The 24,652-nt window shown below is 71.2% G+C and carries 22 protein-coding genes; 11 read left to right on the top strand and 11 right to left on the bottom strand.

The features are described 5' to 3' along the window. Window positions 1-3 precede the first annotated feature (3 nt). Complete coding sequence (locus tag MMSR116_RS20550; RefSeq protein WP_010685318.1) at window positions 4-1,143, bottom strand: TRAP transporter substrate-binding protein; 1,140 nt, start codon at window positions 1,141-1,143, stop codon at window positions 4-6. A 140-nt stretch (window positions 1,144-1,283) separates the two neighbouring features. On the opposite strand from MMSR116_RS20550, the gene MMSR116_RS20545 reads away from it, so the two are divergent. Continuing rightward, window positions 1,284-1,850 carry a tyrosine phosphatase family protein gene (locus MMSR116_RS20545; RefSeq protein WP_010685317.1) on the top strand — a complete coding sequence of 189 codons (567 nt, stop codon included), beginning with the start codon at window positions 1,284-1,286 and terminating at the stop codon, window positions 1,848-1,850. Window positions 1,851-2,074: 224 nt separating this feature from the next. On the opposite strand, the gene MMSR116_RS20540 is transcribed toward MMSR116_RS20545, so the two are convergent. The 4 genes from MMSR116_RS20540 to MMSR116_RS20525 form a co-directional block, all read right to left on the bottom strand. Further along, window positions 2,075-3,211 (bottom strand): branched-chain amino acid ABC transporter substrate-binding protein, encoded by a 1,137-nt coding sequence (locus MMSR116_RS20540; protein WP_010685316.1) that lies wholly within the window; start codon window positions 3,209-3,211, stop codon window positions 2,075-2,077. A 143-nt stretch (window positions 3,212-3,354) separates the two neighbouring features. Then, window positions 3,355-4,539, bottom strand: coding sequence for a polysaccharide biosynthesis/export family protein (locus MMSR116_RS20535; protein ID WP_051072246.1), 1,185 nt, complete (start codon window positions 4,537-4,539; stop codon window positions 3,355-3,357). 193 nt (window positions 4,540-4,732) lie between these two features. Then, a complete protein-coding gene (locus tag MMSR116_RS20530) occupies window positions 4,733-6,223 on the bottom strand; it encodes an LTA synthase family protein (protein ID WP_010685314.1) in 1,491 nt (496 codons plus the stop codon). A 221-nt stretch (window positions 6,224-6,444) separates the two neighbouring features. Beyond that, the gene (locus tag MMSR116_RS20525; protein WP_010685313.1) at window positions 6,445-7,944 is read right to left on the bottom strand and encodes a capsule polysaccharide biosynthesis protein; all 1,500 of its coding nucleotides are present in this window, start codon (window positions 7,942-7,944) and stop codon (window positions 6,445-6,447) included. Window positions 7,945-8,296: 352 nt separating this feature from the next. Between MMSR116_RS20525 and MMSR116_RS20520 the strand changes: the two genes are divergently transcribed. The 4 genes from MMSR116_RS20520 (at window position 8,297) to MMSR116_RS20505 (ending at window position 11,809) form a co-directional block, all read left to right on the top strand. Beyond that, window positions 8,297-9,604 carry a capsule biosynthesis protein gene (locus MMSR116_RS20520; protein WP_010685312.1) on the top strand — a complete coding sequence of 436 codons (1,308 nt, stop codon included), beginning with the start codon at window positions 8,297-8,299 and terminating at the stop codon, window positions 9,602-9,604. 104 nt (window positions 9,605-9,708) lie between these two features. Further along, window positions 9,709-10,476, top strand: coding sequence for an SDR family NAD(P)-dependent oxidoreductase (locus MMSR116_RS20515; protein WP_010685311.1), 768 nt, complete (start codon window positions 9,709-9,711; stop codon window positions 10,474-10,476). Then, on the top strand, window positions 10,476-11,336 hold the full coding sequence (locus MMSR116_RS20510; protein ID WP_010685310.1) for a formyltransferase family protein: 861 nt from the start codon (window positions 10,476-10,478) through the stop codon (window positions 11,334-11,336). Before MMSR116_RS20515 ends, MMSR116_RS20510 begins: the two co-directional genes overlap by 1 nt. Window positions 11,337-11,398: 62 nt before the next feature. Continuing rightward, a complete protein-coding gene (locus MMSR116_RS20505) occupies window positions 11,399-11,809 on the top strand; it encodes a flagellar basal body rod protein FlgC (RefSeq protein ID WP_010685309.1) in 411 nt (136 codons plus the stop codon). On the opposite strand, the gene MMSR116_RS20500 is transcribed toward MMSR116_RS20505, so the two are convergent. From MMSR116_RS20500 to MMSR116_RS20490, 3 genes are all read right to left on the bottom strand, one after another. Next, entirely contained in the window at window positions 11,802-13,196 is a 1,395-nt protein-coding gene (locus tag MMSR116_RS20500) for an amino acid permease (RefSeq protein WP_010685308.1), read from the bottom strand. The genes MMSR116_RS20505 and MMSR116_RS20500 overlap by 8 nt on opposite strands. A 73-nt stretch (window positions 13,197-13,269) precedes the next feature. Continuing rightward, window positions 13,270-13,950: a hypothetical protein gene (locus MMSR116_RS20495; protein ID WP_010685307.1), complete on the bottom strand. Its 681-nt coding sequence runs from the start codon at window positions 13,948-13,950 to the stop codon at window positions 13,270-13,272. Further along, on the bottom strand, window positions 13,943-15,943 hold the full coding sequence (locus tag MMSR116_RS20490) for a hypothetical protein (RefSeq protein ID WP_010685306.1): 2,001 nt from the start codon (window positions 15,941-15,943) through the stop codon (window positions 13,943-13,945). The genes MMSR116_RS20495 and MMSR116_RS20490 overlap by 8 nt, the downstream gene beginning before the upstream one ends. A 457-nt stretch (window positions 15,944-16,400) precedes the next feature. Between MMSR116_RS20490 and rpsO the strand changes: the two genes are divergently transcribed. The 3 genes from rpsO (at window position 16,401) to MMSR116_RS20475 (ending at window position 19,494) form a co-directional block, all read left to right on the top strand. Continuing rightward, entirely contained in the window at window positions 16,401-16,670 is a 270-nt protein-coding gene (gene rpsO, locus MMSR116_RS20485) for a 30S ribosomal protein S15 (protein WP_010685305.1), read from the top strand. A gap of 209 nt (window positions 16,671-16,879) precedes the next feature. Continuing rightward, window positions 16,880-19,102 (top strand): polyribonucleotide nucleotidyltransferase, encoded by a 2,223-nt coding sequence (pnp, locus tag MMSR116_RS20480; RefSeq protein WP_010685304.1) that lies wholly within the window; start codon window positions 16,880-16,882, stop codon window positions 19,100-19,102. Between the two features lie 170 nt (window positions 19,103-19,272). Further along, complete coding sequence (locus tag MMSR116_RS20475) at window positions 19,273-19,494, top strand: YgaP-like transmembrane domain (protein WP_010685303.1); 222 nt, start codon at window positions 19,273-19,275, stop codon at window positions 19,492-19,494. A gap of 81 nt (window positions 19,495-19,575) precedes the next feature. On the opposite strand, the gene MMSR116_RS20470 is transcribed toward MMSR116_RS20475, so the two are convergent. Beyond that, window positions 19,576-19,839, bottom strand: coding sequence for a GlsB/YeaQ/YmgE family stress response membrane protein (locus MMSR116_RS20470; protein ID WP_010685302.1), 264 nt, complete (start codon window positions 19,837-19,839; stop codon window positions 19,576-19,578). 182 nt (window positions 19,840-20,021) lie between these two features. Here MMSR116_RS20470 and MMSR116_RS20465 point away from each other — a divergent pair, with 182 nt between their 5' ends. Next, window positions 20,022-20,378 carry a RidA family protein gene (locus tag MMSR116_RS20465; RefSeq protein ID WP_010685301.1) on the top strand — a complete coding sequence of 119 codons (357 nt, stop codon included), beginning with the start codon at window positions 20,022-20,024 and terminating at the stop codon, window positions 20,376-20,378. Further along, complete coding sequence (locus tag MMSR116_RS20460) at window positions 20,375-21,502, top strand: polyamine ABC transporter substrate-binding protein (RefSeq protein ID WP_191991830.1); 1,128 nt, start codon at window positions 20,375-20,377, stop codon at window positions 21,500-21,502. The genes MMSR116_RS20465 and MMSR116_RS20460 overlap by 4 nt, the downstream gene beginning before the upstream one ends. Before the next feature lie 43 nt (window positions 21,503-21,545). Here MMSR116_RS20460 and MMSR116_RS20455 read toward each other — a convergent pair whose 3' ends face one another. Beyond that, entirely contained in the window at window positions 21,546-21,959 is a 414-nt protein-coding gene (locus MMSR116_RS20455; RefSeq protein ID WP_010685299.1) for a DUF3597 domain-containing protein, read from the bottom strand. A 414-nt stretch (window positions 21,960-22,373) separates the two neighbouring features. Between MMSR116_RS20455 and MMSR116_RS20450 the strand changes: the two genes are divergently transcribed. Next, window positions 22,374-23,429, top strand: coding sequence for a double zinc ribbon domain-containing protein (locus MMSR116_RS20450; RefSeq protein ID WP_010685298.1), 1,056 nt, complete (start codon window positions 22,374-22,376; stop codon window positions 23,427-23,429). A 1,010-nt stretch (window positions 23,430-24,439) separates the two neighbouring features. On the opposite strand, the gene MMSR116_RS20445 is transcribed toward MMSR116_RS20450, so the two are convergent. Continuing rightward, window positions 24,440-24,640, bottom strand: a complete 201-nt coding sequence (locus tag MMSR116_RS20445) for a hypothetical protein (protein WP_158169072.1) — start codon at window positions 24,638-24,640, stop codon at window positions 24,440-24,442. Window positions 24,641-24,652: the final 12 nt, after the last annotated feature.

Raw genomic sequence — 24,652 nt, 5'->3', positions numbered from 1 at the left:
GCTCTATCCCCGCGCCCGGGCGCGGATCATGAAGTTGTCGTAGGTGTATTCCGCGACCTGGAACCAGAGGTATTCCTCGTTGCGGAAGGTGCGCATCGCCTCGTAGACGCGGCGGAAATCGGCGTTCTTGGCGGCGATCTCGCCGTAGACGTCGTTGGCGTTCTTGAGGGCGGCCTCCATCACCTCCTGGGGGAAGGGGCGAAGCTGCGCGCCGCCGGCGACCAGCCGGCGCAGGGCCTGGGGGTTGCGGGCGTCATACTTGGCCTGCACCTCCGCGCCGACCTGGGCGGCCGCGGCGCGCAGGATGGCCTGATAGGACTTCGGCAGGGCCTTCCACTTCTCGGCGTTGAACCAGAAATGCAGCATGGCACCGCCCTCCCAGAAGCCGGGATAATGGTAGACCGGCGCGACCTTCTGCAGCCCGAGCCGCTCGTCGTCGTAGGGGCCGATCCACTCGGCGGCGTCGATCTTCTTGGTCTCCAGCGCCTGATAGATCTCCGGGCCCGGCACGGTCTGCGGCTGGACGCCGAACTTGGCGAGCACCTGCCCGCCCATGCCGCCGATCCGGAACTTGAGGCCCTGCAGATCGGCGAGAGTCTTGATCTCGCGCCGGAACCAGCCGCCCATCTGCGCGCCCGTGTTGCCGCCCGGCAGGCAGACGAGGCCCGCCTTCGCGAAGACCTCGGCGAACAGCTCCGCGGCGCCCCCCGCCTGCCACCACGCCGCGGCGCCCCGCGCGTTGAGGCCGAACGGGATCGCGGTGGCGAGCGCGAAGGTCGGATCCTTGGCCATGCCGAGGGTGGCCGGGCCGTGGCCCATCTCGACCGTGCCGGCCGCCACCGCGGTGAGCAGATCCTCCGCCGGCACCGGCTCGCCGGGGCCCTGGACCTGGATCTGGAACCGCCCGTCGGTGGCCTCGGCCACCAGCCGGCTGAGGGCCTCGGGCGCGCCGAACAGGATGTCGAGGGTCTTGGCGTAGGCCGATGACAGGCGCCAGCGCAGCTCGGGGGCGTTCTCCGCACGCGCCGGGGCGGCGAGAGGCCCGGCGACGGCCGCGGCCGCGCCGAGGCCCGCGGTGAGCAGGGTCCGGCGTCGCGGCCCGGTCGTGGAGGGAGGCGTGATAGGGGTGTCGTCCAACGGCATCTCGTCCGAGCGTGTCCGGTCTGTCCGGCGCGGGATCGGGGCCGCAGGTAGCATGTCCGCGCCGGTTCTCGAAAGCCGCGGGCGGCGGAGCGGTTCCGTGCCGCCTCGAAACCGGCCCCGGCCCGTGCTAGGCGCCCGGCATGCACCCTGAACCCGCCGTCACCCTGCACACCGTCTGCGGCCTGGAGGAGCTGGCGGGCCACGGAGCGAGCGGCGTGAGTCACGTGCTGTCGCTGCTCGATCCCGGCACGCCGGAGCCGGAGGCGTTCGCCGCCTACGGCACCCACGCCCGCACCACGCTCCGCTTCCACGACTGTCTCGGACCAGGCGACGGCCTCGTGCCGCCCGAGCCGGAGCACGTGGCGGCGATCCTCGCCTTCGGCCGCGACCTCGACGGCGCTGGCCATCTCCTGGTCCATTGCCATTACGGCCTGTCGCGCTCGACGGCGGCGCTGCTGATGCTGTTCGCGCAGGCCGAGCCGGAGATGCCGGCCGACGGCCTCGTCGCGCGCCTCCACGCCCTGCGCGAACCGGCCTGGCCGAACGCCCGGATGATCGGCTTCGCGGACGCGATGCTCGGACGGCAGGGGCGGCTCAGCGAGGCGGTGCGGCAGCTCCACGCGCTGCAGCTGCGGGTCCGGCCGCACCTCGCCGATCTGCTGCGCGGGCTAGGGCGTGGGGCGGAGGTGGACGCCGCGGAGGCCTGACGGCGCCGCCGCCTGCGACACGGCACCAAGTCGATCCGTGATCCCGAGGGACCGGAACGCGGAGCCGACCCGACGTGCGTTTACGAAGTGCGGCACCGGCCGCACGGCCCCGGCGCGACCTCGCTGTCGCGGGTGCCCCGGGACGCAGTCCGTCGTGGTCCATGCGGCTCGGACAGCAGCGGGCGGTTCGCCCGGGCACGGACCCAGCGCGGGGCTGACCGCCCTCACTTCCCGGCGGGCGTGAAGCTCCCGTCCTTCCACACATACAGCACGTAGCCCTGTGCGGTGACGTCGCCCTTGGTGTCGAAGCCCACCGTGCCGAGCACGAGGTCGAACCGCTCGGTGTGGAGGGCCTGGGCGATCGGCCGGGGCTCGACCGAATGGGCGAAGTTGCCGGCGGCGACCAGCGCCTGCATGGCCGCGTAGCCGTAGATCGTCGAGCCGGTGGGATCGACGCCCTCGGCCTTGAAGGCCTTCACCACGGCCGCGGCGGCCGGCTGCCGGCTCGGGTCGAGGTAGAAGGTCATCAGCACGCCGTTGCTCGCCGGTCCGGCGATCTTGGCGAAGTCCGAGGTGGCGATGGCCGAGGTTCCGAACCATTGCGGCCGGAAACCCCGATCGGCGGCGATCCTGACGAGCCGGCCCATCTCGGTGGCGTCGCCGCCGTAATAGACCACCTCGATCCCCGCGCCCTTCAGGCGGTCGACCAGGGCGGTGTCGTCGGCATCGCTCGGGGAGAACGATAGCGACAGCGCCTCGTTCACGCCGATGCGGTTGAGGTTGTCCTTCGTGGCGGCGGCGAGCGCGCGGGCGGCCGGCGTCTGGTCCTGGAGCAGCGCGATCTTGCGGTCGCGGAACCGCTCGGCAAGGACCGCGGCCGACAGCCGGGCCTGATCGTCGTCGCGCCCGCAGACGCGGAAGACGGTCGGCAGTCCCCGGTCGGTGAGCCGCGCCGCCACCGACGCCGCCGTGATCATCACGACGCCGTTCTGGGCGTAGATGTCGGAGGCGGCAATCGAGGCGTTCGAGCAGACGTGGCCCACGACGAGGCGCACGTCGGATCGCACGAAGTGGTTGGCCACGGCCGTCGCGGTGTTGGAGTCGCAGGCATCGTCCTGGACGTCCAGCGTGACGGGCTGCCCGTCGAGCCCCCCCATGGCGTTGGCGTCCCGGGCGGCCGCCTCGACCCCGCGGAGCACCTGCTCGCCCACGGCGACGTAGGGCCCGGAGCGCGGCACCGCCACGCCGATCGTCACGTCGGCCGCTGCCGGGACAGCCCACAGGAGCGCGACGCACAGGCTCAGGGGGACCAGCGCGGGCCGGAACGGCCCGGCTGCGGGGACGACGCGTCCGATCTTCATCGGGCTCTTCTAGGCATCCTAACGCGCTGCGGCCACGGGGTGCGGCTCCGTAGCCGCAGGTCCGCACCGCACATAACGCCCATACGCGAGGATGCGGCGAAACGCGATTTTTTTCCGGCGCCGATCCGCGCGCCGTCCCGCCGTTATTTCGCGTAGGCGTAGGCGGTGGCCGCAGAGGCGACCGGGCCGGTGATGCCGCTGAAGGCGGCGAGCACCTTCGACACCTCGGTGAACGGCGCGTTCGACACGTAGACGAGGTCGCGGTTGCGCATCCGGAACGCCTGGCTGACGAACAGGCTGTTGGGGTCGCGCATGTCGATCCGGTAGACCACCGGCACCAGCGGCGTGCCCAGGAGCTTCGAGCCCGGGTTCAGCCGGCGCACCACGCTGGCCGGCTCGAACCGGAAGATGAACGTGCCCGCCGGGTCGGCGGCGAAGTCCGACAGCCCGCGCGCCTTGGCCAGCGCCTGCGCCAGGGTGATCCCGTCGGCCTGGAACGGCAGCTCGGTGCTGTTGCCCAGCGCGCCCACCGCGATGAAGGTCTGCGGGTCGCGCACCAGGGTCAGCACGTCGTTGGGCCGCAGGTAGATGTTCTCACGCGGGTTCGACACCACCGTGGTCAGCGGCACCGTGGCGGTGACCGGCCCGCGCGAGAGCCGCACGAAGGTCTCGTTGACCGGCGCGCGGTTGCCGCCCGCGGAGGCGATGACGTCGAGGATGCGGTCGCCGTGGCCCGACAGCGGCAGGCGGGCGCCGGCCGCGCCCTCGCCGGTGACGGTGACCGCCTGGCTGATCGGGCGGGTGACCGAGACCAGCACCTGCGGCTGGATGGCCTTGCCGGCGAGCTCGTTCTCGATGAGCGCCTGCACGTCCTGGGTGCGGCGGCCGGCGACCTTGATGCGGCCGGCATAGGGCACCGAGATGGCGCCGTCGCGCCCGACCGGCTGCTCGGGGATGAGCGCGGACTTCGAGCCGGCGGAGAAGCGGTCGGCGACCAGCGGTCCGGAGAACAGGCCGCCGGAGCCGGCTTCCCAGACGGAGACGGAGACCATGTCGCCGATGCCGATCACCGGCTCGGAGGACGGGCGGTGGTCGCCGAAGGAGGCGAGCAGGCTGTCCAGCGGCCGGCCGCGCAGGGCCTCGACGACGCTGGGGGTGACGTCGATGATCTCGTAGCGCGCCAGGAGCCCGCCATCCGCCGTCGCCACCTCGGCGCCGGCCTGGATCATGCTCGCCGTCGGTCCCGCCGCGGGCAGGTAATTGCATCCGCCGATCGATCCCGCCGCCAGAGCGGTCATCAAGGCAGTGCACGCCGACTTACGCAGCATTACTGAGACTTCTCCACGCCGACGCCGCGCCATCGCTGGCCCGACCCGGGACATCCACCTTGACCGCCAAACGCTGCGATCACTTTAACGGCCGCTTCGAAGCCGCGGCCCCGTCGCGGACAGCCACGCTATCGGCCGGTAATGCGTCACCAGCGTGGCACCGCCACGCTTATGCCGCCCAAGCTTAACCATATCATGTCCCGGCGGCGATGTCCGCAGGGTGGGCGGCCAGGGCGCCGCGCAGCGTCCGGCCGAGCGCGTCCGCTGCGATGTCGACCCGGCGCGGGGCCGTCGGAGGCCGGCCGAAGCGGAACAGCGCGTAGTCGGTGGTCCGGTCCCCGAAGCCCGGCTTGCAGGCCGGCAGCGAGGGCGCGTGGTCGCCGAACACGCAGAGGGTGATGGCCTCGCCGCGCTCCCGGGCCAGGGCGTCGAGCCCGGCCACGAGGTTCTCGACCATCCGGCCCGTATTGGCGACGTGATGGAGATACTGCGCCTGCGGGTCATCGAGGCCGGGCAGCCGTCCCGGCTTCCACGGGCCGTGGTTCTCCATCGTGACGCAGAACAGGAACAGCGGCCTGCGCCGGGCCCCAACCTCCGTCAGAAGGCGCTCGCCGAGGGCGACGTCGCCGACATAGGGGCCGACCCGCGGCACGCCCCCGAAAGCCTCACCCATGACGAGGTCGCTGAAGCCGAAGGCCTCCATCACCTGTGCCCGACGGAAGAAGTCCCGGTGGAACGGGTGGAGGAACAAGGTCTCGTAGCCGCGCCCGCGGGCGAGCCGGGCCAGGCTCGTCGGCTCGTCGCCGCTGCGCGACGTGTAGGGGTCGTACCGGCCGAAGCCGAGGGTGTCGGGGGGGCGGCCGGTGAGGACCGCGTGCTCGCTGCGCATCGTGTAGGCGCCGTGGGCCGGGACCCGCAAGCGTCCGTACTGCGCGGATCTGGTCCGGAACACCTCCATCGCCGGCAGCGGCGCTCCGCCCAGGCGCTCCGGATCGATGAACGATTCGAGCTGGATCACCACCACCACGTCGTCGCCCCTGCCCGGTGGCAGGGCTGGCGGCTCGGGCACCGGCTCGCTCCGCGCCAGCGCCCGGGCGGTGTAGCCCAGCAGACTCGCCGGCAGGCCGGCCCGGGCCACGTCGGCCTCCAGGTCGGGGGCCGGGAACCAGCGGGCGACCAGCCGGGCGAGCGGGGGACGCGGTGCTGCCCAGACGACCAGCCCGAGCCCGAGGGGCAGGCCTAGCAGGGCCGCGACCCGCGCGAGCGGGGCCGCCGGGAGGACGCTCGGCTCGGTGCGGTACCAGAGGATCGTCGCGCCGAGCGTCAGGAGCGTTGGGACCGAGATCCGCGGGTCCCAGAGCGGCGGGATGTAGTAGAGCTGCGGATGCCGCGGAACCTGCGGCAGCAGGGCGAAGTCGCTGAACAGCAGGGGCTCGCCGATCACCGAGCGCTTGGCGCGGCTGACGACGATCAGCGCCGCGACCGTGATCACGCAGGTCAGGCCGGCGAGCCAGGGCCGCCAGGAGAATTCGAACCAGAACAGCAGGATCAGCAGGTAGCCGAGGAGCCGCAGGGCGAGATCCCGCGGCGCGAGGCTCGCCCGGGTGATCGAGTCGCCCGCGAACACCTCAAGGGCAAGGCAGACGCTGAGCGCGAGGACGGTGGCGGTGAGGAACGTCGTCACGACTCGAGCACTCGACGTTGGGGGCGGCCCTGCTCGCCGCCGGGATACAGCCCGGCGGGAAACAGCGCGCGGGAGCAAGGGCTTGTCGGCCGTTCCTGATCCGGAATGGTCGGGCGCGGCCCGCTTGCTTTCTGCTGACGGCCGACTCTAGCAGCCCGCCCCATCCCTTTGGTGTCACATCAGGGTCGCGCACGCCGCGATTTTGCGGCGCGGCATCGGCTCTACCGGGGGCCGCCGGCGTCGCGGCCGACCCCGCGGCGGCTGCGCAGGGCCCGCACGAGGGGGGTCAGGAGCCCGTAGCGCGCGCGCATCACGAGGTGGGCGACCGGATTGATCGAGAGCGCGCTGCGCGGGGCCGCCTCCCGGGCCGCAGTGAGGCGGTCGAGGAGCTGCTCCGGGCTGCACGGCTTCATCGCCACCGGATCGAGGTAGCGCGCGTAGAGGATCATGGCGCCCGCCACCAGCTCGTCGAGGCTCAGCCGGCGGCCGCGATCGGCCCCCGGCGCGAGGTCCTCCGACAGGCCCCAGCCCGCGTAGAACGGACGGCCGTGCGTCGCCACGGTGAGCCCGCGGATCAGCGCCTCGAAGCCTGCGAGCGACGTCATGGTCTCGACGTGGTGCACCCGGTCCAGCAGGTCGACGATGCTGAGGCCGGCCACGATCCGGTCGGCGAGTCGCAGCGCCTCGTCCTCCGGAATGACGCCCGGACGGAATCCCGCCTCCACGTCGGGATGCGGCTTGTAGAGCAGGAAGGCGTCCGGGTTGCGCCGTCGCGCGGCCTCCAGCAGGGCCCGGTTCGAGCGGACCAGGGGGGAGCCGTAGCGCACCGAGGCGTCGTCCTCCACCTGTCCCGGCACCAGCACGATCCTGCGTCCCGCGGGCCAGTCCAGCGCCGTGGCGTCGAGGCCGACATTGTACTTGCTGAGACGGCGCGCCACGACCTCCTCGCGCAGGCGCCGCGCCCGGGCGACGAGGTCCGGGGTGAAATCCGCCTCGGCCAGCAGCCGCTGCAGGCGACTCTCCCGCCGCGGGTCGTAGTAGATGCCGAGATCGTCCACCACGATGGAGGCGCCGGGCTGGAGGCTCGCGCCGAGGCCCACGGAGCGCAGGAACCCGTCCTCCACCCGGGCGAGTGGCAGCCCGGCCGTCGCGCAGGCCTCTTCCAGCTGCCCCGGCGCCCGGGTCGCCCAGGCGAGGACGCGGCCGCGATGGCGCTGCCCCGCGGCGACCGCCGCCTCCGTGGTCATGGTGTGGACCGGCCGCCCGGCCGGGCCGGCCCCGAGCACGTCGAGGGCGGGCCGCTTCCAGCGCGACATCCCGACATAGACCACGCGCCGGTCGTTCTCGGCGAAGCGCGCGGCGAGCCACGCCACATGCTCGGCGCAGGCGGCGCGATCGACCGGCGCCCGCGTCCAGGGATCGAGGTAGTGGATGCCGCCCTCCCCGCCGACGGGCGCGCCGTCGAGGCTGATCCGCAGGGATGCGAAACCGGTGTCCGGATTGTCGTAGGGACTGAGGAGCGGCCCCGGCGCGACCGTGAGGCGGCGGCATCCGGCGAGGGTCAGCAGGCGCCCTGGCAGACGACTTCGTGCCCAGATCACCGCGATCGCCCCGGGCCGCGCCGACCCGAAGGCAAGGCCCGTCGCGGCCTCGATCTCCGCCCGCAGGCGGCGGATCGTGCGGCCGGTCGCGAACAGCGACGGGGTCGAGTCAGCGGACATGGTCTGCGGGTCCAGCTCCGGTCGGGCGGTGTTTGTGCGGCGGATGGCGCCGGGTCGGGCCCGCCTGTAGCGCATTTTTGCGCGCGTGGGATGGCTGGGCAACGCGGGGACAAGTCCACGCCTGCCGCCCTCGCCACGGACTGGAAAGGATTTGGACATATCGTCGCCGCGATTGCCGGCTCAATCCGTGGCGAAGCCGCACAGCGCGTGACCGTTGCACACGGGACACGCCGGCGCGGAAAAGCCTTGGCGACGCCTCGGCTCGATTGCGGGGCCGCCGGGCAGCATGGCACCTCATGGTGTCGTGGGCCCGGTTCGGCCGGCCACAGGTTAAGGACAGAAGCGCCGCGGAATGCAACAGCCCGCCCTCGACGTCCTCCGCGACCGCCCGGCGACCTTCCTGTTCCTGCAGGGCATCGCCACGCCATTCTTCTCCGATCTCGGGAAGGCGCTGCGCGCGCGGGGCCATCAGGTCCGGCGCATCAACCTGTGTCCCGGCGACTGGCTGTTCTGGAACGGCGAGGCGGACAATTACCGCGGCCGCCGCGAGGCCTGGGGCGCGTATCTCGAATCCTACCTCACCCGCGAGGGCGTCACCGACATCGTGCTGTTCGGCGATTGCCGGCCGTTCCACAAGGCCGCGCGCATGATCGCAGAGTACCGCGGCCTGCGGGTGCACGTGTTCGAGGAGGGCTATATCCGCCCGAACTGGATCACCTGCGAACTGGGCGGCGTGAACGGCTTCTCGGCCCTGCCGCGCACGGCCGACGCGGTGCGCGCCCTGGCCCGCCGCCTGCCGCAGCCCGGCCGGGCGATGCCCTCCACGGGCGACATGGCCCGCCGCAGCGTCTGGGATGTCGGCTACAACCTCGCCAACGTCCTGTTCCCCTACCTCTTCCCGCATTTCCGCAGCCACCGGCCGACCCACATCGCGGCCGAGTATGCCGGCTGGATCAAGAAGTTCGCCCGGCGCGCCCATACCCGCCGCGAGGCGGCGCGCTGCGACGAGATCTACCGGGCGGTCGGGTGCGACTACTTCCTGCTGCCGCTCCAGCTCGACAGCGACTACCAGATCCGGGTCCACTCGCCGTTCCTCGGTGTCGAGGGCTTCATGGACCGGGTGATCAAGTCCTTCGCGGACGCCTCCTCGGCGCCGACCCGCCTGCTGGTGAAGCTGCACCCGCTCGACAGCGGCCTGATCAACTGGCGCAAGTTCGCGCGCGCCTCGGCCCGGCGCCACGGCGTCAGCGACCGGCTCGACTTCATCGACGGCGGCGACCTGCCGGCCCTGATCAAGGGCGCCCGCGGCGTTGTCATCGTCAACTCGACGGTGGGGATGCTGTCGCTGGAGATGGGCCGCCCGACCCACGCGGTCGGCACCGCGATCTACAACATGGCGGGCCTGACCCATCAGGGCGACCTCGACGGCTTCTGGAAGAACCCGACGCCGCCCGACATGGACCTGATGGCGGATTTCCGCCGGGTCGTGCTGCACCGGACCCAGGTGAACGGCGGCTTCTTCTCCAAGGAGGCCATCGACCGCGCCGTGGCGGGCTCGGTGCCGCGCATGGAATCGGCCCTGCCCGATTCGATGCTGGCGGCGGCGCGGGCGATCCGCGAGGTGGCAGACAGGGACGGCGAACTGGCCCCCGTCTACTGACGCCACGCCCGCCGGGCCGTTCGGAAGCGTTTGAAACGGCTTTCGCCGTCGGCGACCGCTCCCGACCTTGATCTTTCCACGCCCGGCGGCGTAGCACCCGCCGCATGCCCCGCATTCTGATCACCGGCGCGTCGAGTGGCATCGGCGCCGCGTTGGCGCGCCACTACGCGCAGACCGGCACGAGCCTCATCCTCGTCGGCCGCAACCCCGACCGTCTGGAGACTGTCGCCCGCGACTGCCGCGCCAAGGGCGCCGCCGTCGAGACCGCCCGCCTCGACACGCGGGACCGGGACGCCACGGTGGCGCTGGTCCGGGCGTCGGATGCGGCCGCGCCCCTCGACCTCGTGATCGCCAACGCGGCGGTCAACGGCGGTAACCAGGACGGGCAGGTCGAGGCCGAGGACGTGGCCTTCGAGACCGCCGACATCAACTACACCGGCTCGCTCAACGTGATGCTGCCGGTCCTGACGCTGATGCTCCAGCGCGGGCACGGCCAGATCGTCCTGCTGTCGTCGCTCGCCGCCTATGCGCCCCTCCAGGATGCACCGGCCTATAGCGGCGCCAAGGCGGCGCTCGTCGCCCACGGCCTCGCCCTGCGCCAGAAGGTCGGGCCCCGGGGCGTGAAGGTCAACGTCGTGACGCCAGGCTACGTGAAGACGCCGATGGGCGGCGAGCTCAAGGGCTGGCGCCCTCTGGAGATCAGCGCCGAGGAAGCGGCCGTGCGCATCGCCAAGGGCATCGCGGCCAACCGCGACGTGATCGCGTTCCCCTACATCCTCACGGCGCTGGCCCGCACCGTGCTGCTGCTGCCGGAAAGCGTCCGCAAGGCCGGCCTCTACGCGTTCCGGTTCCAGAGGCGGAAGCGGCGCTGATGCCCCGCGCCCGGATCGCGCTGTTCGTCCTGGAGGCCCTGCCGAACGCCCGCGTGGTGCGCCGGTTCGTGGCCGACCACCGGGCCGACATCGCCCTGGTCGGGCTCTCGAACGCCGAGCGGCCGTCGAGCGGGGGCCTGACCGGGCAGGTCCGGCGGCACCTCGCGCGCTCCGGACCCGGGATCCTCCCCTATCTCGCGGTGAATTTCGGCCTGCCGGACCTGCTGCGCCCGCTCGCGCCGCTCACGCAGGCGGCGTCCGGCAGCACGGACGCGCCGGAGGCGACGCCCCTCAAGACCCTGTGCCGCCGCCTCGCCATCCCGACCCTGACGGTGGACGACGTCAACGGCCCCGAGGTCGCGCAGCGCCTGCGGGAGGCGGCGCCGGACCTGATCCTGACCTACCATTTCGACCAGATCCTCAAGGCCGAGACCATCGGTCTCGCTCGGCTCGGCGGCATCAACGGGCATCCCGGCCTGCTGCCGCGCCACCGCGGCCCGGTGCCGACGATCCACGCCCTGGCGGAGGGGCCGGGCAGCTTCGGCATGACCCTGCACCGGCTGGCTGCCACCATCGACACGGGCGCGATCCTCGCCCAGGAGGCGGTGCCGCTGCCGGCCGCCACCACCGCGACCCGGGCCTCCGTGGCCCTGCACGCCCACGGGCGCGGGATGCTCGACCACCTGCTCGACGCGGTCGCGGCGGCCGGTGCCCTGCCGGAGGGCCGGTCGGAGGCGGTGCTGCCCTACTGCCCCTTCCCCGACCGGGCCATGCTGGCGGCCCTGCGGCGCAGGGGCCTGCGGCTGACCGACGGTCGGGATCTCCGAGAGGCGGTGAGCCTTTCCGGCAAGGCGGCTTAACCGGCGGTTAAGGCTGTTTGGTAAGCTTGCGGTCAGGCTCCTCGATCGCCGACCGAATCCCCATGCCGGATACCAGCGCCCTCCATTCGGCCTCCGACGTGCTGGCCGCCGGCCGGCAGGTGCAGAGCGGGCGGATCCGCACGATCTCCGAGAACCTCGCCAACGCCGAGTCGGTCGCCACGACACCCGGCGGTTCACCCTATGCCCGCAAGATCGCGGTGTTCGCGCCCGTGGTGCCCGACGATCCCCGCGACCCGGTCGGCCGGATCGTGCGCGACACGAGCGACTTCCGCAGACGCTACGAACCCGCGAACGTCGCGGCCGACCTCAGGGGCTACGTCAGGCTGCCGAACGTGAACGCCACGACGGAATCGGCGGACCTGCAGCGGGTGGTCCGGAACTACGAGCTGAGCCTGAACGCCTCGAACGCGCTCAGCACCCTCACGCAGGCGACGATCAACCTGATCAGCTGAGCCGGGCGTGGCGCCGGCCGTAGCCGGCGTAGATGGCGAGACCGATCGCCAACCAGACGCCCAGGCGGATCCAGGTATCGGCCGGCAACGAGGCCATCAGCATCCCGCAGGAGAAAATCCCGAGACCGGCCGTGAGCGGCGCCGCCGGCACCCGGAACGGCCGCGTGCGGTCCGGATCCGTCCGCCGGAGAATCAGCACCGTGGCGCAGACGAGGCTGAAGGCGAGCAGCGTGCCGATGCTGACGATCTCGCCGAGGATGTCGATAGGCACGAGCCCGGCCACCACCGCGGTGAACACGCCGATCACCAGTTGGCTCGCCACCGGAGCGCGCGTCACCGGATGGACCCGGCAGAAGACGCGCGGAAGGAGCCCGTCACGCGCCATGGCGAAGAAGATGCGCCCCTGGCCGTAGAGGGCGGTCAGCGCCGAGGTCGTCAGGCCGATGAGGGCGCCGGCCTTGATCACCGTCGCGAAGCCCGGCAGCCCGATCGCGTCGACCGCCTTGGCGACAGGATCGGCGACGTCGAGGTCGCGGTAGGGGATGAGGCCGGTGAGCACCGCCGCCATCGCCACGTACAGCACCGTGGTGATCAGCAGCGAGCCGATGAGCCCCACCGGCGCGTCGCGCTGCGGCGCCCGGCACTCGCCCGCGGCCGTCGCGACGGTCTCGAAGCCTACGAAGGCGAAGAACACCACCGCGGCCCCGCGGACCACGCCGCTCCATCCGTAGGCACCGAAGGATCCGGCATTGTCCGGCACGAAAGGATGCCAGAGTTCCGGCCGGAGATGCGCCGCGCCGACACCCAGGAAGGCCACGATGATGGCCACCTTGCAGGCGACGAGCAGCCCGTTGATGAGCGCGGCTTCCTGGGTGGCGCGCGTCAGCAGGAGAGTCAGGGCCAGGACGATGCCCACCGCCGGCAGGTTCACGAGGCCGCCGTCGCCAGGCGCGCCGGCCAGCGCCGCCGGCAGCCGCAGGCCGAACTCCGCAACCAGTGACTGCGCGTAGCCGGACCAGCCGACCGCCACCGTCGCGGCCGCCATGGCGAATTCGAGGACGAGGTCCCAGCCGATGATCCAGGCTGGGAACCGGCCCAGGCTCGCGCGGGTGTAGGTGTAGGTGGAGCCCGCCTCCGGGATCATCGCCGCCAGCTCGGCGTAGCACAGGCCGACGAGGCCGCAGGCGATCCCGCCGATCACGAAGGAGAGGCTGAGGGCGGGGCCGGCATATTGGGCCGCCGCCGTCCCGGTGAGCACGAAGATGCCGGCGCCGATCGTGGCGCCGAGCCCGATGGCCACGAGGCCGGGGGCCGTGAGGCTGCGGGCGAGGTCCCGGCCGGGCCGCGCGGCCTCACCGGTCCCAGTGGTCACCGCCGACTCCGCCATCGTTCCCATCCCTCGCGCCTCAGGATCCCAGCACTGCGTCAGGGCACGTTCCATGCCCGGACGCGCGGACGGATCATCGCCGCAACCCGCTCTCGGATCCGCCACCCGGACCCGCGTCGCGGACGATCTCCGCCGATCGCGCGGAGGCCGATCCGTCGGAGGCGCCGCCATCGATCATCCGCGTGTCAGTCCTGAAGGCCCTGGCGACGAGGCCGGCGAATCGGATGAAGGCCCGGCCCTGCGGGGTGATGACGTAGCCGTCCTCCGCGGGCGCGATGTTGCCGGACGCGTGCTGCTCGGCGAGCCGCCGCTCGATCTGCCGGAACGTGCCGAGATAGACGGTCTCGAACACCGCCCGCGCCCGCGCGGCGTTGTAGCTGTCGTCGGGATGCGCCGCCATCTGGCCGAGCAGGAAGGTGCTGATGGAGCGATCGACCGTCACGGGCAGGATCACGAACGCGCTCAGGTTGAGCGACAGCGACAGGACGCAGGCCCCGAGGGCATCGCGGCGGCGCAGGCCCCAGGCGCGGCCGAGGCCTGCCAGCGCCGTGAGCGCCGCGAGGGTGATCAGGAAGGCGACCACCATGAGGATCAGGCCGCGGTAGAACAGGATCGTCACGCCGGACCAGAGTTCCGTCTGGAACAGCAGCACGAAGCAGCCGAGACCGAGGGCGAGCGCCCCCGCGTGCAGCAGCGTCTGCGCGCCGAGCCAGCGCAGGGCGGAACCCGCGCGCGAGGGGGCAGGCTCAGTCATGGATATCCTCCACGCGCAGGATCCGGACGAGCGGACCCGCATAACTCGGACGCGCCCGCCGGAGCCATGAATCCGGGTCGGCCCAAACCTCGTCCCGCGCCGTCACGACGAGCGCGCCGACACCGGAGGCGGCAGCCAAGCGGCGCACCTCGGCGGCGGTCAGGCCGGCGCCGAAGATCGGCCCGAGCGCCGCGACGCGCGCGGCGACCAGCTCCGGATCCGCGCCGAACAGCTGCGCCTTCCGGTCGGCCACCGCCACCGGCTGGTGCCCGTAGAGGCCGAACGCGAAGACCCGCGGCGGGCGCGGCGAGGCCTGCAGCACCATGTCCGCGGGCAGGTGCGTGCCGGCCCAGGCATAGGCCGCGCGCAGGTCCCGGTCGATGTCGGGGCGGCCGTTGAGGAAGGCGAAATCCGCCCGTCCGGCGGCGGGATAGGCCCGCATCTCGACGAAGCCGTAGAGCGTCGTCGCATATCCGAGGAGCAGCAACGCCGCGAACGCTCTCGGCATCGTCAGCCGCGGTCCGGCAGCGCTGCGGGCCAGGGCGGCCGCGGTCCAGACCACCGCCGAGACCTGAGCGAGGAGCACCACGCGCCAGCCGAGGTCGTTGTAGAGGATGGCCGAGCGCAGAAACCCGCCGAGCAGCAGGGATGCGGCGGCGCATATGGTCAGGAGCCGTCCCGCCTCGCGCGCATGCGCCGCGCCGCGTGGGGTGATCTGCCAGAACAGGAGCGTTCCGGCCGCGAGCGCGCCCAGCGCGAAGGCGTAATTGGCCGGCAGGAGGATCAGGCGGAGGATGCTCTGGACAGGCTCGTCGGCGATTCCCTCGATGGGACCGAAGGGCCTGATACCGAACAGGATCGGGGCGGCCGATCCGGCCCGGCTGCCCATGAGGCTGAGCAGGTAAGGCGTGGCCAGGACGGCGCTGAGCAGGCCGGCGGCACACAGCCGGGCCGCCGCGCGCCAGCGGCGCTCGAAGCCGAGCAGCGCCAGCCAGATCGCGGCCGCAGCCGCGGTGCCGAGGCAGACCCAGACCGACAGACCCGCGCAGGCCGCGAAGGCGGTCCCCGCCACGGCGACCGCGGCAGCCTCCGCGCGCCGTCCGGGCTGCGCCCGGTCGGCGACCTCGGCCAGGACCAGGAGGCCCAGCCAACCGGCCAGCGCGGCGGCGACGTGATGCGGGACCCAGACCAGGGAGGTCGGCCAGTTGACGACCTGCTCGTTCAGCCATTCCGGGATCGGGAGCCAGGAACCGGACTGGGCCCTGTCGGCGACGACCAGCAGGATGTCGAGGCCGCCGGCCGGCAGGACGATCCAGAGGGACCGGCGCACGAGCCGGGGCGCCGCGTCGCGGACGAGGCCCGTCGCCGCGAGCAGCCGGTCCAGCAGGCCGAAAAGGGCGAGGCCCGTCCAGAACGTCATCCCCGCGAAGGCGGTCCGTCCGTCGACGAACCGCCCGCCGGCCCAGTCGACCAGGGCGGTGAGCGTGTAGAAGAAGTAGTAATAGCCGGCCCGCTCCGGGCGGGCGACGAACGGGTCCACCGGCGGCAGCCCGCCGTCGGCGATCGCACGGGTCAGGGCGGCGTGCTTGACGAGGTCGATGACGGTGATCGGCTGGTAGAGGGCCGAGCCCGTGTCGATTTCGATCAGCGCGTAGGCGACGATCACGAGCCAGAGGCCGCCGAGCGCGACGGCCGGGCGGTCGATCGGGCCGCGCAGGTCGCCGAGTGCCGGGCGCAGGGCCGCGAGCCCGAGCGCGCCATTCGCCAGGAGGGCCAGCGGGACGCCGCCGGCCTGGACGATCAGGCTGTCGAGGGCCGGCAGCAGGCCGATGCCGAGGAGGGCCGCGCTCAAGGCCCGCGGCCCGGGCTCCAGCGCCCGGAAGCCGAGGATTCCGGTCAGGTTGCCCAGGGCGTAGCCCGGCAGGAGGACGAGGGGAACGCCGAGCAGCGTCGCGAGGACGACACCGCACGCATCCGAGAGGGTGCCGTTCATCGCCGGGCCGGGTTTCGCGCGCGGTGTCGGCCTATCACGGGGGCGTTAACCGATTTCCCGGGGCCGCCGCGGACGAGACGTTGGGGCAGTGCCGCCATGCGGCTCGTTCTTGTGCTGGGTCCCGGATCGCCTTCCACCGCGTTCCAGGCGTCCGGGAAAAGGCGCCGGTTCATCCTGCACCGGCCTCTTCCCGGACAGGTGGAGCGGAAGCGGAACCTGATCCGGGACCCCGCACAGGACGTGCCGCGAAGCCGCTCAACCGCCCCCACCCCGGGGCTGGCATATCCCCCGGTTTCGTGTATGGATCGCGCGGCCTCGACCCGGGTTTCCGGGCGGGGCTTGAGCCGCTTGGCGCTGTGACCGTGCTGGACGACATCCCGGCACCGGCCGAACGCCGAGCCCGCGCGCGCCCGTTTCGGGGCGCCGCATCCGACCAGCACAACCCGAAAGGCACGCGATGTCGATCACGGCAGAGCGCAAGACCGCGCTCATCAAGGAACACCGCAAGGACGCCAAGGACACCGGCTCCCCGGAAGTCCAAGTGGCGATCCTCACCGAGCGGATCACCAACCTGACCGGTCACTTCAAGACTCACGCCAAGGACAACCATTCCCGGCGCGGCCTCCTGAAGCTGGTCTCGCAGCGCCGCTCGCTGCTCGACTACGTCAAGCGCAAGGACGAGGCCCGCTACCGCGCCCTCATCGAGCGTCTCGGCATCCGCCGGTAAGGCGGGTTCGCGCGGTTCCGGGCCCGGCCCGGGGCCGCGTTTCACCATCACGGGCTGCCGGAATGGGTCCGGCCTCCCGACAAGCGGGCCGCTTCGAGGCGTCGGCATCGGGGCAGGATCGCGAGACACTTTCCGCAGCGAAGTGTCTCGCCGTCTTGCCCCCGGCGGCGCCGGGCTTGGGCCCGCCGCAGGCAAGGAAGAGATCAAGAATGTTCGACGTTCAACGCGAAGAGCTGATGTGGGGCGACCGCAAGCTCGTCCTTGAGACCGGCAAGGTCGCCCGTCAGGCCGACGGCGCCGTGGTCGCCACCTACGGTGAGACCTCGGTGCTCGCCACCGTGGTCGCCACGAAGGAGCCGAAGCCCGGCATCGACTTCATGCCGCTCACCGTGAACTACCAGGAGCGCGCCTACGCGGCCGGCCGCATCCCGGGCGGCTACTTCAAGCGCGAGGGCCGTCCCTCCGAGAAGGAGACCCTGGTCTCCCGCCTCATCGACCGCCCGATCCGCCCGCTCTTCGTCGAGGGCTGGCGCAACGACACCCAGGTCGTCGTCACCGTGCTGACCCACGACCTCGAGAACGATCCCGACATCGTCGCGATGGTCGCGGCCTCCGCGGCGCTGACCCTGTCGGGCGTGCCATTCATGGGCCCGATCGGCGGTGCCCGCGTCGGCTACATCAACGGCGGCTACCGGCTGAACCCGCTGGTCACCGAGACCAAGGAAGAGTCCAGCCTCGACCTCGTCGTCGCCGGCACGCAGGACGCGGTGCTGATGGTCGAGTCGGAGGCCAAGGAGCTCTCCGAGGACGTGATGCTCGGCGCCGTGATGTTCGGCCACAAGCACTTCCAGCCGGTGATCGAGGCGATCATCCGCCTGGCCGAGAAGGCCGCCAAGGAGCCGCGCGACTTCAAGGCCCCCGAGAACGCCGACGTCGAGAAGGCCGTCCTGGAGGTCTGCGAGGCGGAGCTCCGCGCCGCCTACACCAAGACCGTCAAGCAGGAGCGCTACGCCGCCGTCGACGCCGTGAAGGCGAAGGTGATGGCCGCCCTCTGCCCCGAGGGCGCGGAAAAATTCCCGGCCGAGAAGGTCAAGGCCGCCTTCAAGGAGGCCCAGTCGAAGGTGGTCCGCTGGAACATCCTCGACAGCGGCGCCCGCATCGACGGCCGCGACGTGAAGACGGTCCGCTCGATCCTCTCCGAGGTCGGCGTGCTGCCCCGCGCCCACGGCTCGGCCCTGTTCACCCGCGGCGAGACCCAGGCGCTGGTCGTGGCGACGCTCGGCACCGGCGAGGACGAGCAGTTCATCGACGCGCTGGAAGGCACCTACAAGGAGCGCTTCCTCCTCCACTACAACTTCCCTCCCTATAGCGTCGGCGAGACCGGCCGGATGGGCTCGCCGGGCCGCCGCGAGATCGGCCACGGCAAGCTCGCGTGGCGGGCGATCCGCCCGGTCCTGCCGCCGGCCCACGAGTTCCCCTACACGATCCGCGTCGTGTCGGAGATCACGGAGTCCAACGGCTCGTCCTCGATGGCCTCGGTCTGCGGCGGCTCCCTGTCGCTGATGGATGCCGGCGTGCCGCTGCGCCGTCCGGTGGCTGGCATCGCCATGGGCCTCATCCTCGAGGGTGAGCGCTTCGCGGTTCTGTCCGACATCCTGGGCGACGAGGATCACCTCGGCGACATGGACTTCAAGGTGGCCGGCACGGACGAGGGCGTGACCTCGCTCCAGATGGACATCAAGATCGCCGGCATCACCGAGGAGATCATGAAGATCGCCCTCGCCCAGGCGAAGGACGGCCGCGCCCACATCCTCGCCGAGATGGCGAAGGCCCTGACGGCCGCCCGCCCCGAACTCGGTGAGTACGCGCCGCGCATCGAGACGATGCAGATCCCGACGGACAAGATCCGCGACGTGATCGGCACCGGCGGCAAGGTGATCCGCGAGATCGTCGAGAAGACCGGCGCCAAGATCAACATCGAGGATACGGGCGTCGTGAAGATCGCCTCCTCGGACGGGAAGGCCATCAAGGCGGCCTACAACTGGATCCGCTCGATCGTGGCGGAGCCGGAGCCCGGCGTGATCTACGACGGCACGATCGTGAAGTGCATGGAGTTCGGCGCCTTCGTGAACTTCTTCGGCGCCAAGGACGGCCTCGTCCACATCTCGGAACTGGCCGCGAACCGGGTCGCCAAGGTGACGGACGTCGTCAAGGAAGGCGACAAGGTCAAGGTCAAGTTCCTCGGCCAGGACGACCGCGGCAAGATCCGCCTGTCCATGAAGGTCGTCGACCAGCAGACCGGCGAGGACATCACCGACAAGATCAAGGCGCAGCGCGACGCCGAGCGGGCGGAGCGCGGTGACGAGCCGCGTGAGCCCCGCGGCGAGGGCGGCCGCCACCGCGGCGAGCGCCGCCGCGAGGCGGGCGAGTAAGCAGGGAAACGCCCGCGCCGGCTGGGGCCGGCGCGGCTTTCCAGACGGGCGCGGTCCTCCGGGGCCGCGCCCTTTTTGTTTCGTCTCTGGATGGGCTCAGCGCTGGCCGCCGACCGGGAACGGGGCGCCCGATGCCGCGTTCCCCCGCGACTTCCCAACCGGAGACCCTCATGGCCAACGACATGATGCACGATATCTTCAGCGGGCAGCCGAACCTGTCGACGACGGAGCGCGCCTTCTCGGTGGCGCTGGGCCTCGGCATCGCCGCCGCGGCCGCGCAGCCCCGTCCCAACAAGCTCCTAAGCCTGCTGGCGCTCGTGGTCGGCGTCGGCCTCGCGGTGCGCGGCGCCACCGGCCATTGCGCCGTGAAGGCCGCCTCCGAGCATTTCTGAGCCTCAGGGCCGATCGTGGCCCAGAAAAAAAGGGGCGCCCCGCGGGGCGCCCCTCGTCGTTTCCGGACCTGCCGGAGGAAATCAGTAGGTGGTGGTGCGGCGGCCGGCGATCATGCCGTAGATGAACAGCACGACCACCGCGCCCACGATGGCGCCGATGAAGCCCGCGCCCTGGTTCGGCCCGTACCAGCCGATGGCCTGGCCCAGGAAGGTCGCCACGAAGGCGCCGACGATGCCGAGGATCGTGGTCAGGATGAAGCCGGCGGGCTCGTTCGGGCCCGGCATGATGAACTTGGCGATGACGCCGGCGAGGAACCCGATGATGATGGTCCAGAGGATACCCATGACAAACCCCAAGGCGTGACTGTCGATGGCGGCAGAACGCTTTACGACCCGCGACGGTTGCCCGCACCCTGGCACGCGACGACGATTTTCCTCGGGGTCCCCGGGTGGTTGCGCGCGCGCCCCTTTACCGCCAAGCCGGTGCGGCGGCAGATACGCCGGTTCTTGAGACGGTGGAGACGGGTATGGACATCAAGCGGATCGAGCCGGGCAAGCGGATGTCGCAGGCCGTCACCTTCGGCGACATGGTCTACCTCGCCGGGCAGGTCGCCTCCGACACGGTCGGCACCGGCGTGACGATCCAGACCCAGCAGATCCTCTCCGAGATCGACCGGCTTCTCGCCGCCTCCGGCAGCGACAAGGAGCGGATCCTCTCGGCCACCGTGTACCTCGCCGACATCGCGACCTTCGCGGAGATGAACGCCGCCTGGGATGCCTGGGTCTCGCCGGAGAACCCGCCGGCGCGCGCCACCGTCGAGGCCAAGCTCGCCGCGCCCGAATACCTGGTCGAGATCGTGGTCGTGGCGGCGAGGAGCCGGTGAACGGCCCGCGCCGCACCGTCCTGACAGCCGCGGCGATTGCCCTCGCGGGGGCTTGCCTGGCGGCCCTCCCCCTCGTGCGGCCGGCCCCGGCCGCCGAGGAGCGGATCCTCAACATCTACAACTGGTCGGACTACATCGATCCGAAGGTGCTCGAAGCCTTCACCCGCGAGACCGGGATCAAGGTCGTCTACGACACCTACGACAACAACGAGATCCTGGAGACCAAGCTGCTCGCGGGCCGGTCCGGCTACGATCTCGTCGTCCCGTCGGGTCCCTACCTGCAGCGGCTGATCCGGGCCGGCGCCTTCCTGCCCCTCGACAAGTCCAAGCTGAAGAACCTCGGAAACCTCTGGTCGGAGGTCACCAGCCGGCTGGCCGCCTACGATCCGGGGAACACCTACGCGGTCGATTACATGTGGGGCACCACCGGCATCGGCTACAACGTCGCCGCCGTCCGCGAGCGGCTGGGCGCCGGCGCGGCCCTGAACTCCTGGACCCTCGTCCTCAATCCCGCCTCGGCGAACAGGCTGAAGGAGTGCGGGATCATGATGCTCGACAGCCCCGAGGATCTGATCCCCAGCATGCTTCCCGCCTTCGGCGCCAAGGCGGATTCGAAGCGCTGGGACGACCTGACCCTGGTGACCGACGCCCTCTACAAGGTGCGCGGCAGCGTGCGGAAGTTCCACTCGTCGGAATACATCCAGGCTTTGGCCAACGGCGATATCTGCGTGGCGGTCGGCTATTCCGGCGACGTGATGCAGGCCAAGCGCCGGGCCGAGGAGGCCAAGAACGGCATCGACATCGCCTACGTGGTGCCGAAGGAAGGCGCGCTGATGTGGTTCGACACCTTCGCGATCCCGAAGGATGCCGCCCACCCGGCCGAGGCGCTCGCCTTCATCGACTACATGATGCGGCCCGAGGTGGCGGCGGCCAACACCAACTTCGTGGCCTATGCCAGCGGCAACCTCGCGGCCAAGAAGTTCGTGAAGCCCGAGATCCTGAGCAATCCCGGCATCTACCCGGACGAGGCGACGATGCAGCGCCTGTCCATCAACACGGCCTGGGACGACCGCACCCAGCGCTTCGTGACCCGCCTCTGGACGCGGGTGCGGACCGGGCGCTGAACGGGGATCCGGCGCCGCGCGCCGGATCCCGCAGCCGCAAGGACTAGTGCTTCAGGTCGTCCGGCACCTTGCCGCCGTTCTCGGCGAGCTTCTGCATCACCTGCTTGTGCAGCCAGATGTTCATGCTGGCCGAATCGTCCTTGTCGCCGGTGTAGTGCAGCTCGTCGGCGAGCTGCTTGCGCGAGGCGAGGCCGGAATCGAGGCCGAGCAGCTTCATCAGGTCCACGATCGAGTGGCGCCAGTCGAGCGTCTGCGGGTTCTTCTCGGCAAGGCTGGTGAGAACCGCCGCGACATCCACCGGCTCGCCGCCGCCGGAGCTGCCGGGCGCCGAGGGCGTCGAGGGGGTGCTCGACGTGGCCGGACCGCCCGAGCCGGCCGTGGGCGCGGGTGCGGCGTCCGCGGTTCCGCCGCCGAACGGATGGAGGATCTTGCCGACGATGCTGCCGAGGAGGCTCATGGCTCCGCTCCAATTCTCGTGACCCAGCTTACGTACTGGGCGGCCTGACAACAGGTTATGCGGCTTGGCGTTCCGTTTGCCCGCGGCGGGGATGTCCGGAATGCGCGCGCGTCGACCATCGACTGCTCTCGCGACGCGCAGGTCTATTCGAGGCCGGGAACGCGTTGCTGATCACGCCGGGCCGGGTTCCAGCGGATGATGCGGAAGTCTCGCGAGACTTGCCCCGCTCCCGCTCACGAAGACAGGCGCGTCTCGGCGCGTCCTGCTAGGCTCGAGGCGTCCTCCCGGGGCCTGATTCGATCCTGCGGCCGCGCGGGACGCGACGGTCGTGTCGGGCTGGACGGGTGACTCGGGGGCCTGCCACCGGCAGTTCGGGCGCCGTCACGCTCCCACGGAACCGTCGAGGATCGAGCCTTGAGATCTGGTGTCAGTCTCTCCGAACGGACCTTCACCCTCATCCTGTGGCTGGTGGCCTTCGCGTTCGCGGGCTTCCTGATCGGGCTCGGATCACTGGTCGTCGGCGATCTGCCGGAGGTCGAGCACCGCTACGCCCTCGAGCAGTTCCTCGACCCCGAGAAGGCGCAGGCCACCGATGCGGCCTTGAAGCAGGTCCGCCGCGCGCGCGGCGACAACCAGCAGCAGTCGGACCAGGCGCAACTTGCCCTTGAGGCGGCCCGCTCAGCCTCCGCGGCCGCCCGCGAGACCTTCGCCAACTGGCTCAAGACACGGGATACGACCCAGCGCGTCGATCAGGATCCCGATCTCATCGCCCGCACGCAGCGGCTCGACGCCCTGAAGGCCGCCGAGCGGACCGTCGAGGAGCAGCTGGAAGGCTTGGCCCAGACGGATCTCGGTTTCGCGCAGAAGGAGGCGGCGCTGACGACCGAGGCGAGCGAGCAGCGGGCCGAAGCCCAGCAGAAGCTCCTGGCCGCCGAGGGAACACAGGAGCTGCGGGTCTTCGGCTACCGGCTGGCCTTGACCCTTCCGCTGCTGGTCCTGGCCGGCTGGCTGCTGCTGAAGCGGCGGAACACGCGCAACTGGCCGTTCGTCTGGGGCTTCGCGCTGGCGGCGGCGTTCGCCTTCTTCGTCGAGCTAGTGCCGTATCTGCCGAGCTACGGCGGTTACGTCCATTACGGCGTCGGCGTGGTGGCCACGCTCGTGGCCGGGCGCGCGGCGATCAACGCCCTCCACGGGTACCGGGAACGTCAGCGACTGGCCGAAGCCCGGCCCGACGAGGAGCGGCGCACCGAGATCGCGACGGATCAAGCCCTCCTCCGCCTTGCCAAGAAGGTCTGCCCGGGCTGCGAGCGCCCCGTCGACATGGCGAGCCCGGACGCGAATTTCTGCCCGCATTGCGGGATCGGCCTGTTCGAGCGATGCCCCGCCTGCGATCACCGCAAGAGCACGTTCGAGCGCTTCTGCTCCGCCTGCGGCAGCCGGGCTCTCGGGCCGGCCCCGACAAGGGCCTGACAGGCACCGGCCCCGCTGATCCACGCAGGGGACACGGCACGAGACCGGAACGGTCGGATATGGGGCCTCCAGCCTGATCCTCTCATCCTTCGAGGCCCGCTGCGCCGCGCCCTCAGGAGGCGGGAGGTCTCTGCGATCACCCAATCAGCGTGCCGTCATGGACCGTGCCGGCCGCCACAGCTAGGCGCGGGCGCCATGAAGCGCCACGCCGAGCAGGCACAATCCAAGCACGATGCAGATCCCGCACCAGCGTTCCAGCTCGGCCGCACGCGCCGGGAAGCGCAGTGAGAGGCCCGCGAAACCGATGCCGCAGATTAAACATCCCACACTCATCACGGCGATCAGTCGGCTGCCCTGTTGGTCGACTCAAGATCCGCACGCATAATCAGCTTTCAATGAACAGGGAAGCGGTAAAATACAATTTCTGTGGGAAAAGCCGCGTCGTATGACCGAAAACTGCGGAGAATCATCGCAGGTGATAAACGTTAATATCAGTTGATGACGTGGTTTCGGCGATACAGATCAGGATCATCGTACGATCCGTACGAAGTCCGGGATCGAAAACAGATTACAAGACCAATTCCATGAGTAATATGCCTCGCCGAGTGCGCGTGCCGATCTTGCCAAGGTAGAAACCGAACTCGATGCCTCGCGACCCGCGGGCCTAACCTTAGGCCAAGAGGGCGACGATGAGGGCGGTCCGTTCCTCCGCCGTCGGCCCCAGGGCTTCGCTGCGGCCGGCGCGGCCGTACCAGTAGCGCGCGTTGCCGGCATCGCCCTCGATCCGGTGAAGATGGGCGTGGACCCAGGCGGCTTCGGGACCGGTCGCGTCCTGGACGAGGGCGTGCGCCCGCTCCCAGCCTTCCGAGCCCGGCTCCCCCGGTTCGCGGGCGAGCCACCAGAGCGCCGCGAGCGGCGCCGGCCACCCCGCGGGGGCGCGTCGCCCGTCAGGGTCGCGGCGAATTCCGCCGGCAAGCTCTCGGTCATCGGACGCTCCTCACGGTTTCGCTTCAGCGACCGGCAGCGCGTTCCGGTTGCCAGCGGCCGCGGCGCTGGCGGACGAGGGCGTGCGCCCGCTCCCAGCCTTCCGAGCCCGGCTCCCCCGGTTCGCGGGCGAGCCACCAGAGCGCCGCGAGCGGCGCCGGCCACCCCGCGGGGGGCGCGTCGCCCGTCAGGGTCGCGGCGAATTCCGCCGGCAAGCTCTCGGTCATCGGACGCTCCTC

It is taken from the genome of Methylobacterium mesophilicum SR1.6/6, assembly GCF_000364445.2.
Classification (GTDB): Bacteria; Pseudomonadota; Alphaproteobacteria; order Rhizobiales; family Beijerinckiaceae; genus Methylobacterium; species Methylobacterium mesophilicum_A.
Note: the sequence above shows the minus strand (reverse complement) of the source record. Positions and strands in the feature narration are given on the sequence as shown.